This window comes from Candidatus Avelusimicrobium fimicolum, from assembly GCF_021632165.1.
GTDB lineage: Bacteria > Elusimicrobiota > Elusimicrobia > Elusimicrobiales > Elusimicrobiaceae > Avelusimicrobium > Avelusimicrobium fimicola.
Genome location: NZ_JAJWTS010000006.1, coordinates 65,401 through 73,843 on the forward strand (window position 1 = coordinate 65,401; position 8,443 = coordinate 73,843).

An 8,443-nucleotide genomic window follows, 5' to 3' on the forward strand; every position below is an offset into this window, starting at 1 on the left:
GAGTTCTCCTTACTTATATTTTATCACTTTCACTACTTTCCCTACGCGAACGGGAAAAATAGTGTTATAATAAAAAAAGCAGTATGCCAATTTTATGGGAGGAAATATGTCCACAGAAAGACCGTCTAAGACTTTTCTGCAAATAATGTTTATGTGTTTGGGTTTCTTTGGAATCCAATTCGGCTGGGCTTTGCAAATGGGAAATATGAGCGCCATTTATTCGCGTTTGGGCGCGAGTGAGGACCAAATTCCTATGTTGTGGCTGGCTGCCCCGGTTACCGGTTTGCTCGTTCAGCCGTTGGTGGGGTATTTTAGCGATAGAACCTGGTGCCGCTTGGGCCGCCGCCGCCCCTACTTTTTGGGTGGGGCTATTTTCTCTATGTTTGCGCTTTTTTTAATGCCACAGGCCTCAGCAATTTGGATGGCAGTTATTGCCCTGTGGATATTGGATACATCGGTCAACGTGAGTATGGAGCCGTTCCGCGCGTTTGTGGGGGATATTTTGCCGGAAGAGCAGCGCAAGACGGGTTATGCTATGCAGAGCGTAATGATTGGCGCGGGGGCAGTAATTGCTTCTTTTCTGCCGCAGATTTTGACGGCTGTCGGCGTCAGCACCGAAGCCCCGCTGGGGCACATCCCCAATACGGTTAAATATTCGTTTTACATTGGTGCGTTGGTGCTGATTGCGGCGATTTTGGCTACGATTAAAACGACGCCTGAATATCCTCCGGCCGATATGGCGGAATTTAATAATCTCAAAAAACAAGCGTTTAATCCGTTTAAAACAGTGCGGGAAATGTGCCGCGCGTTTATCACAATGCCCGTTACAATGCGCCGTTTGGCTGTGGTGCAGTTTTTTACTTGGGCGGCCTTTATGGTAATGTGGGTATATTTTACGCCGGGTATTGCTTCGGGCGTATTCCACGCCACACCCGGTACGGCGGCCTACGAAACTGCCGCCAACTGGGGCAGTTCCTGCTTTGGCATTTATAATGGCGTGGCATTCGTGTTTGCGTTTGCCTTGCTGTGGCTGACCACTAAGTTTTCCGCCAAGGCGATACACATTGCCTGCTTGACGGTGGGCGGTTTGGGTTTGGGTTCCTTGGGGCTTACGCTGTTGGGCGTCCAGTTTACACAAATGGGGCTCATTTTCCCGATGATTTGCATCGGTATTGCTTGGAGCAGTATTTTGTCTATGCCGTATGCAATGCTTTCCAATGCGCTCCCGGCGGACAAAATGGGGTTTTATATGGGCGTGTTTAACTTTTTTATCGTAATCCCGCAGATTTGCGTAAATCTCTTTTTCGGCCCGTTTATGAAGTATGTTTTAGGTGGCAGCGCGATTGCCGCCGTAGGTGTGGGCGGACTCTTTTTATTCGTGGCGGCGCTGTTTACCTTGCGGGTGCACGACCGCCAAACGCAGGAGTAAATGATGAAAATTTCCTTTCGTTTGTCTTATAACACAGTATGGGGCGAGACACTCCACGCCGTTTTGTACCGTGCCCAAGCGGGCGCGAACGAGCGCAAAATAAATATCCCGCTATCTACGCAGGACGGTAAAATTTGGACGGGAAGTATTTTGTTGCTTTTTAAGCAGCCTGCCGTTATGGCATATCATTACGAAGTGCGCCGAAAGGATAAAACCGTTCGTCGGGAGTGGCAAAAGGTGGAGCGGGTTTTGTCCGTTTCTCCCTCTATTTCGGCCTATTATTTAAATGATGCTTGGCGTGATTTGCCCGCGCAAGCGCATTTGTATTCATCCGCAGTAACCGAAGTATTTCGTCCGCAATCTGTTACGCAAGCGCCCTTGCCGCTTTTTGAGCGTACGCTTTCATTGCGGGTGCAAGCGCCGTATGATGGAGATTTGTACCTCTGCGGGAGTACGGAGCAACTGGGAAACTGGAATCCCGACAAGGCCCTGCCGCTTACGCGTACGCAACTAAATGAGTGGGAGATAGTGCTAAATGCCGATGAGCAAACTTTTCCGGCGGAATATAAGTTTATTGCAAAGAGTAACGGCGCGGTATTGTGGGAAGACGGCTTTAACCGCACATTAGATAATCCGCCGTTAAAGGCGGGCGAAGTTTTTGTCCGGCAAGATTTATCTCCCCGCTTCACGGGTGAAGTTCCGGTGCGTGCGGCGGGAGTGGTTGTCCCCGTATTTTCGCTGCGCAGTGAGGACGGTTGTGGTGTAGGCGATTTCGGCGATTTAAAAAAATTAGCAGATTGGACGCAAAAAACGGGACAAAAGGTAATTCAAATTTTGCCCCTAAACGATACCACGCTTACACACACTTGGCAGGACTCTTATCCATATAATGCCGTCAGTGTGTATGCGTTGCACCCATTGTTTGCGGATGTGCGCCTTTTGCCTGGCGGTAATAAATCCCTGGAAAAGGAGCGTAAAGAAATAAATGAATTACCGCAGGTGGATTACGAAAGAACCCTGCAATTAAAATTGGAATATTTAAAAAGGGCCTTTTTAACCGAAGGAAAAAAGATTTTATCTACGCCGCAGTTTCGCCGCTTTTTTGCGCAAAATACGCATTGGCTGCCTGCATATGCTATGTTTTGCACCTTGCGGGACCATTATAAAACGGCGGATTTTTCCAAGTGGGGAAAATATGCCAAATTTTCGCATAACGATTTGGTGGCCTTTTGCAAGCCGGGCGCAAAGGAATATGGCACGGTGTGTTTTTGGTATTATGTGCAATTTTTGCTCCATTGCCAACTGAGTGAGGCGGCCCGATATGCCCGCCAAAAAGGGATTATTTTAAAGGGGGATATTCCGATAGGAGTTTCTCCCAACAGTGCGGAAGCGTGGGCAGAGCCGCAACTCTTTTACCTAAACACGCAAGCGGGTGCTCCGCCGGATGATTTTTCCGCCACAGGGCAAACTTGGGGGTTCCCTACTTACAATTGGGATGAAATGGCGCAAAACGGTTACCGTTGGTGGACTCGGCGGTTGGTCCATATGGCGCAATATTTTGCTGCGTACCGCATTGACCATGTATTGGGCTTCTTCCGCATTTGGCAAATTCCGTTGCACGCCGTACAGGGGCTTCTGGGGCAGTTTGCGCCCGCTTTGCCGATGAGTGCGGACGAAATAAAGGGTTACGGCCTGCCGTTTGATGATTCGTTTATTTGCCCGCACATTACGGCAGAAACGGTGCGGGAAGTGTTTGGCGATTTAGCGGAAAAAGTATCCAAAAAATATTTAGAATTGAAAGCAGGAGAAAAATACCAATTAAATCCTGAATATTCTACCCAACGCCAAACGGAGCAGGCCTTTGTGGGCAAAACGGACGAAACGGCACAGCGGATAAAAGAAGGCCTTTTTGCTTTGGCGGCCAATGTGCTTTTTGTGCCGGACCATAAAGACCCGTCTAAATTTCACCCGCGTATTTCCGCGCTGACAAGTGAGGCCTACCGCTCTTTGTCCGTTGGCGAGCAACAGGCTTTTACGCGGCTCTATAACGACTATTTTTTTCACCGCCACAACGAATTTTGGAAGAACGGGGCGATGAGAAAACTCCCGGCTGTTACACAGGCTACGCGTATGCTGTGCTGTGCCGAGGACTTGGGGATGATTCCCGCCTGCGTGCCCGAGGTATTAAACAAGTTACAAATTTTGTCCTTGGAAATAGAGCGTATGCCCAAGCGGTTAGGCGAAACATTTGCCGACACGAAAAAATATCCGTATCTGTCGGTGGCTACGCCGTCCACGCACGATATGTCCGTACTGCGCGGTTGGTGGAAAGAGAAACGGGAAATAACTGCCCGCTTTTGGAGTGAGGTGTTGGGAAAAACAGGCGAAGCCCCCGCGGAATTGGACGGAAAAACGGCTGAGGAAATTCTGCGGCTCCACTTAAACAGCCCCTCTATGCTGGCGTTGATTTCGTACCAGGATTGGACCTCTATGGACGAAACCCTGCGTGCGCCGGACCCGGATAAGGAGCGTATTAACGTACCCGCTAATCCGCGCCATTATTGGCGCTACCGTATGCCTATTACGCTTGAAAAACTGCTAGACCAAACGGCCTTTAACGATAAAATCAGGCAATTAATTAAGGACGCAAACAGATAAAAAAATCCCCCGGTTTCTCCGGGGGATTTTTCTACTGCCAAACTTTATCCGTAGGCAAGTTTAAACTTTCGCAAAAGGTTTTATCTTTGTCCTCTTTATAGAAGCATTTTAGGGTATTGTCCGGCATATAGCCAATAGCATAACGAGTATTTATAGGCAAACGGTTAGCTAATGCTATGCCTTCAATATCGTTGCTGGCTGTGTTGAGGGACGCCCGGTAGGAAAAATATTTGCTTACTCTGCATGGAACACTGTGTACCGCGTCTGTTCCGGGGATATCAATATCTAGATCGCGTAAGTCTGTGGTATAGTTTCCGTTAGACATAAAATAAACTTGGTTGGCTTGCCCAATGGTTTTGACTAGGGCTAGGGCTTCGGCCGCGCGGCTTTTCTCTACTGCTTTTTCGTACTGTGGCAGGGCGACGGCGGCTAAAATGCCGATAATTAGCACCACTACTAACAATTCTATTAATGTAAAACCTTTTTCCATATTTTCTCCTTGTCTGCTTTTGGAAAAAGGCTCATTAAAAAACGGCTGCTATATTTGAGATTCTTCCACAGACCCAAATAATAACAGCCGTAGTTCCTTGCCATACGAATATGGCAAGGAACATTTAGCGCAAAACAAACGGGTAATTAGTCCGTTTATCTTGCGCTTAAAACGACTGCTTTTGGCGTGGAAGAATATTATCGGGTTCCCGATAACTCTCCGTATTCTGCATACGGTTCCAAAAACAGAATTAAATTGTTGCAGGCCTTGCGGCTTGCGTTACGACCTTTTTATTATAACAATCTTTTTGCCGCGTTGTCTTTCTAACCCAAATACGGCTTTGACAGGGGGCGCATCAAACGCTATTCTCATAAAAAGGGGGAAAAGTATGGATAAAGTAAATTGTTTTCTTGAAGCGTTGAAAAGGCGGCGTTCGCGCTACGCGCTGACGAACGAGTGCCCGATATCGGATAAGGCCTTAACGGCCTTGATAGCGCAAGCAGTAAAACTGACGCCGAGTGCGTTTAATTCCCAGGGGGCGCGGGTAGTGCTTTTGCTAGGGGGAAAACACAAACTTTTTTGGCAACTAACAAAAGATGCGTTAAAGAAAATCGTGCCGCCGGAAAAGTTCGCGCCCACACAGGAGAAAATCGCCTCGTTTGCGGCCGCGTATGGCACGGTATTATTTTTTGAAGATTGGACAACGGTGGCAGATTTGCAGCAAAAATTCCCGACGTATAAGGATAATTTTCCGCTGTGGGCGTATCAGTCCAACGGGATGTTGGAATTGGTGGTTTGGACGGGGCTTGCACAGGCGGGTATTGGCGCCAGTTTGCAGCATTATAATCCGCTAGTGGACGAAGCCGCAGCGCAAGCCTTTCATATTCCTAAAACGTGGAAACTCTTGGCGCAAATGCCGTTTGGCGAGGCTGTGGCGGAGCCAGAAGATAAGCCTTTTCTGCCGGTAGAAGCACGTTTGCGCGTGGAAAAATAGTATTTTATCCAATAAAAAGCCCCCGGTTACCCGGGGGTTGTAAAGTTTCCGGACTAGGACTCGAACCTAGAATGACTGGACCAAAACCAGTAGTGATACCATTTCACCATCCGGAAGTAAATTGTTTCATCACAGCTTAAGCGAGATGAATAACGGAAAATCTGTGCTGAACCCTATTGTGCATCTTTATTGTAGCCTGAACTTTCTTCTTGCGTTTTTCCTACGGATTGGTTTTTTAATTCTTCCTCGTAGGCTTTCAATATATTCTCTTCCAGGTATTCCCGAAACTCTTGGTTAATGGGGTGAACCATATCCTTGTGGGTTCCATCGGGTAACTTGCGGGAAGGCATACAAAGAAAAACGCCGTTTGTCCCTTCTACAATTTTCATATTACGAACAACGAAGGCATCGTCAAAAGTTACACTTGCAAATGCTTTTAAGCGCTCTTCGCCCATCAGATGTATTCTGACTTCCGTTATTTTCATCTTTTAAACTCCTATGAAATGTCGTAAAGAAAACTATCCGTTCTTTATTTTGTATTTTGCTTACCAAATTTTTTGCATCCTTTTCAGTTTCAACTAAAGCAAAAACCGTGGAGCCAGAACCGGACATCAAAACTGCATCTGTATTTGTTTTTCTCAAATCAAGCAGCACATTTCGTACAGAGTTTGTAAAAGGAACAACGCATTCCTCTAACCGGTTGAATAAACAATCTTTCCAAAGGGTCAAAGGACTTGCACATCTAATGTATGTTATTAATTTATCTAATTTTGAGATATTTGTCAAGACTTCTTCTTTTTGCGGGAGTTTCAGCCGCGCAAAAACGCCCTTCGTAGGCACAACGGTATTGGGGTAGGCAAGCACCAAAAAAGGCAACCGGCCCGCCGCAGGCACGGGGGTTAATTTCTCGCCGATACCCTCGCCTTTTAAAAAGGTGTCCTCGTACATAAAAAGCGGTACGTCTGCACCCAGTTTAGCGGCAATACCCAAAAGTTCGTTTTTATCCTTTTTAAAAATTTCGCACAAGGCAAGCAGTACGCCCGCCGCGTCCGAGGAGCCGCCGCCTAAGCCCGCCCCAGTGGGGGTGTGTTTATCCAACGTCATTTTGATTTTGGCGTTTAACTGGTAATGCGTCAAAAAGGCTTGCGCCGCCCGCCAAACCAGGTTGCTTTCGTCCGCGCGCAGCAGCGAGCCGACGGGGCCTGTTAAGGTGAGGGAAATTTCTGTTTTTTCGGCAGGTTCGGCTTCTACCGTTAAAGTATCGCCTATATTAATTTTGGCAAACAATGTAGCGAGTTCGTGGTATCCGTTGGGGAGTTTTCCGGTAACCTCCAAAAACAAATTTACTTTGGCCGGGCAAAAGCGGGTGATTTTCATTTTAGTTTACGCTCCGTGTTGTGCACCAAAGAACCCCAGTGGTATTCCTCGCTGGTTAAAAGTTCGCCGTTTTCGGCATAAATATTGCGGCGGCCTTCCAAAAGTCCGTCGGTATAAAATTCCTCTAATCGCACTTTGCCGTCGGCAAAATAGCCGAAACGCTCTCCGTCCAAGCGGTTGTTGGTGTAATGCTCGCGGTACCAAAGCGCACCGGAGGGGAAATAAATCAAGCGTTCACCGTTTAATTTTCCGTTGGTATAATTTTCCTCCGATTCCTTGTGCCCGCTTGCGTAAAAGGTTTCTTTTAAGCCTTCAATGTGCCCGCGCACAAAAGATTCCCGTTCACGCACGGTTCCGTCGTTTTGTGTAACGGTGCGTTCGCCTTCCAGTTGGGAATTTTTATAAGAACAGCGCGTGTGGAGCATATCATTTTTAATAGGGGTAAAATATTCCGCAGGTCCCTGTAACACGCCGTTAAAATATTCCTCGCGCGAACTAATCCGGCCGTTATCTTCGTAGCGAAAGAGCGCCCCGTGGAGTTTATTATTTTTGTAATGCGCTTCGGTTTTTACTTGTCCGTTTTCGTTAAATTCCTTTACTTCTCCGTCGGGGATAGTTCCTAAAATTTCCAATGTAGCCCCGTTGGAGGACAGCGTTTCCTCTGCTACTTCCTTTCCGTTAATATAGAACGAATTGGATCCTTTGCTTGTTTTGAGTACGGTGCCGGGATAGTGGTGGTGTGGTTTTTCTTCTTTGTGTTTTCCTTCGGCGAGGGCGTGCGTTCGCTCCGTAATGCTGACGAGTTGTCCGTCCTTATATTCTTCGGTAAAAGTAACAGAATTATCCGTCAGGTTGATAACCTCAAACTTACCGTTTAGTTTTCCGCCCGCAAGGTGCTTTATGGTGGCAGAAGATGCGGCCAATTCTGTTACTTCGCCGTCTGGTAATGTGCCGGTAGTATTGATGATGTTTTGTTCTTTATCCAAAAATTCCTTGGCCAGTGGTGTGGCTTTGTAATAGGTGCGTGTTGTCGGCGTAGATACGCAAATAATTTTTTCTTTCATAATTCAAGGCTCCCTAAGGGATTTGCAATTATTTTACAAATTTATGGCGCGGTGTTACGTTTTTAATAAAGAAAAACAGAGTTGTAGCGTATGGCCCACCTTTTCCGTAACCATTTTCGCTGTCATCCCCGAACCCTGCGGGCCGCACCCTAGCGGCCCGCCACTCTTTCGGGATGATGAAAAAAGAGGGCATTCTGGGAGGTTTGTCGGCGCGGAGCGTTCCAGAATCTAATCCTTGTTTTATAACAACAGATCCTGGACTACGACTTTCCAGGATGACGGCAACGACGAACAACAGATTCCCGACTACAACGTTCGGGAATGACGACAAAGACAAGAACTGAACAAGACACTTCCCTCTAAAAATGACAACAAAAAAGCAAAAGCAAAAGCAAAAGTGAAGTAGCCATTACAAAGCCCATTTACGGGTG

Annotated in this window: 7 protein-coding genes; 3 read left to right on the forward strand and 4 right to left on the reverse strand. The window is 47.2% G+C overall.

Features of this window, described 5'->3' with window-relative positions:
- Nucleotides 1-106: 106 nt before the first annotated feature.
- Together ACQY2K_RS03910 and ACQY2K_RS03915 are read left to right on the forward strand one after the other, a co-directional pair.
- Nucleotides 107-1,429, forward strand: a complete 1,323-nt coding sequence (locus ACQY2K_RS03910; RefSeq protein ID WP_428040831.1) for an MFS transporter — start codon at nucleotides 107-109, stop codon at nucleotides 1,427-1,429.
- Nucleotides 1,430-1,432: 3 nt separating this feature from the next.
- Nucleotides 1,433-4,087: a 4-alpha-glucanotransferase gene (locus ACQY2K_RS03915; protein WP_428040832.1), complete on the forward strand. Its 2,655-nt coding sequence runs from the start codon at nucleotides 1,433-1,435 to the stop codon at nucleotides 4,085-4,087.
- Nucleotides 4,088-4,118: 31 nt separating this feature from the next.
- Here the strand turns inward: ACQY2K_RS03915 and ACQY2K_RS03920 are convergent, their stop codons facing one another.
- Nucleotides 4,119-4,577: a type IV pilin protein gene (locus tag ACQY2K_RS03920; RefSeq protein WP_428040833.1), complete on the reverse strand. Its 459-nt coding sequence runs from the start codon at nucleotides 4,575-4,577 to the stop codon at nucleotides 4,119-4,121.
- A 388-nt stretch (nucleotides 4,578-4,965) separates the two neighbouring features.
- Between ACQY2K_RS03920 and ACQY2K_RS03925 the strand changes: the two genes are divergently transcribed.
- Nucleotides 4,966-5,571, forward strand: coding sequence for a nitroreductase family protein (locus tag ACQY2K_RS03925; RefSeq protein ID WP_428040834.1), 606 nt, complete (start codon nucleotides 4,966-4,968; stop codon nucleotides 5,569-5,571).
- Between the two features lie 173 nt (nucleotides 5,572-5,744).
- Here ACQY2K_RS03925 and spoVG read toward each other — a convergent pair whose 3' ends face one another.
- From spoVG to ACQY2K_RS03940, 3 genes are read right to left on the reverse strand one after another with little or no spacing between them, the layout of a single operon-like run.
- Nucleotides 5,745-6,056: a septation regulator SpoVG gene (gene spoVG, locus ACQY2K_RS03930; protein WP_177745773.1), complete on the reverse strand. Its 312-nt coding sequence runs from the start codon at nucleotides 6,054-6,056 to the stop codon at nucleotides 5,745-5,747.
- On the reverse strand, nucleotides 5,983-6,948 hold the full coding sequence (ispE, locus tag ACQY2K_RS03935; RefSeq protein ID WP_428040835.1) for a 4-(cytidine 5'-diphospho)-2-C-methyl-D-erythritol kinase: 966 nt from the start codon (nucleotides 6,946-6,948) through the stop codon (nucleotides 5,983-5,985). Before ispE ends, spoVG begins: the two co-directional genes overlap by 74 nt.
- A complete protein-coding gene (locus ACQY2K_RS03940; RefSeq protein ID WP_428040836.1) occupies nucleotides 6,945-8,012 on the reverse strand; it encodes a toxin-antitoxin system YwqK family antitoxin in 1,068 nt (355 codons plus the stop codon). Before ACQY2K_RS03940 ends, ispE begins: the two co-directional genes overlap by 4 nt.
- Nucleotides 8,013-8,443: the final 431 nt, after the last annotated feature.

Excerpts from the sequence above, each read along its gene's own strand:
- ACQY2K_RS03910 (WP_428040831.1), top strand. The coding sequence starts at position 107 with ATGTCCACAGAAAGACCGTCTAAGACTTTTCTGCAAATAATGTTTATG.
- ACQY2K_RS03915 (WP_428040832.1), top strand. The coding sequence starts at position 1,433 with ATGAAAATTTCCTTTCGTTTGTCTTATAACACAGTATGGGGCGAGACA.
- ACQY2K_RS03920 (WP_428040833.1), bottom strand. The coding sequence starts at position 4,577 with ATGGAAAAAGGTTTTACATTAATAGAATTGTTAGTAGTGGTGCTAATT.
- ACQY2K_RS03925 (WP_428040834.1), top strand. The coding sequence starts at position 4,966 with ATGGATAAAGTAAATTGTTTTCTTGAAGCGTTGAAAAGGCGGCGTTCG.
- spoVG (WP_177745773.1), bottom strand. The coding sequence starts at position 6,056 with ATGAAAATAACGGAAGTCAGAATACATCTGATGGGCGAAGAGCGCTTA.
- ispE (WP_428040835.1), bottom strand. The coding sequence starts at position 6,948 with ATGAAAATCACCCGCTTTTGCCCGGCCAAAGTAAATTTGTTTTTGGAG.
- ACQY2K_RS03940 (WP_428040836.1), bottom strand. The coding sequence starts at position 8,012 with ATGAAAGAAAAAATTATTTGCGTATCTACGCCGACAACACGCACCTAT.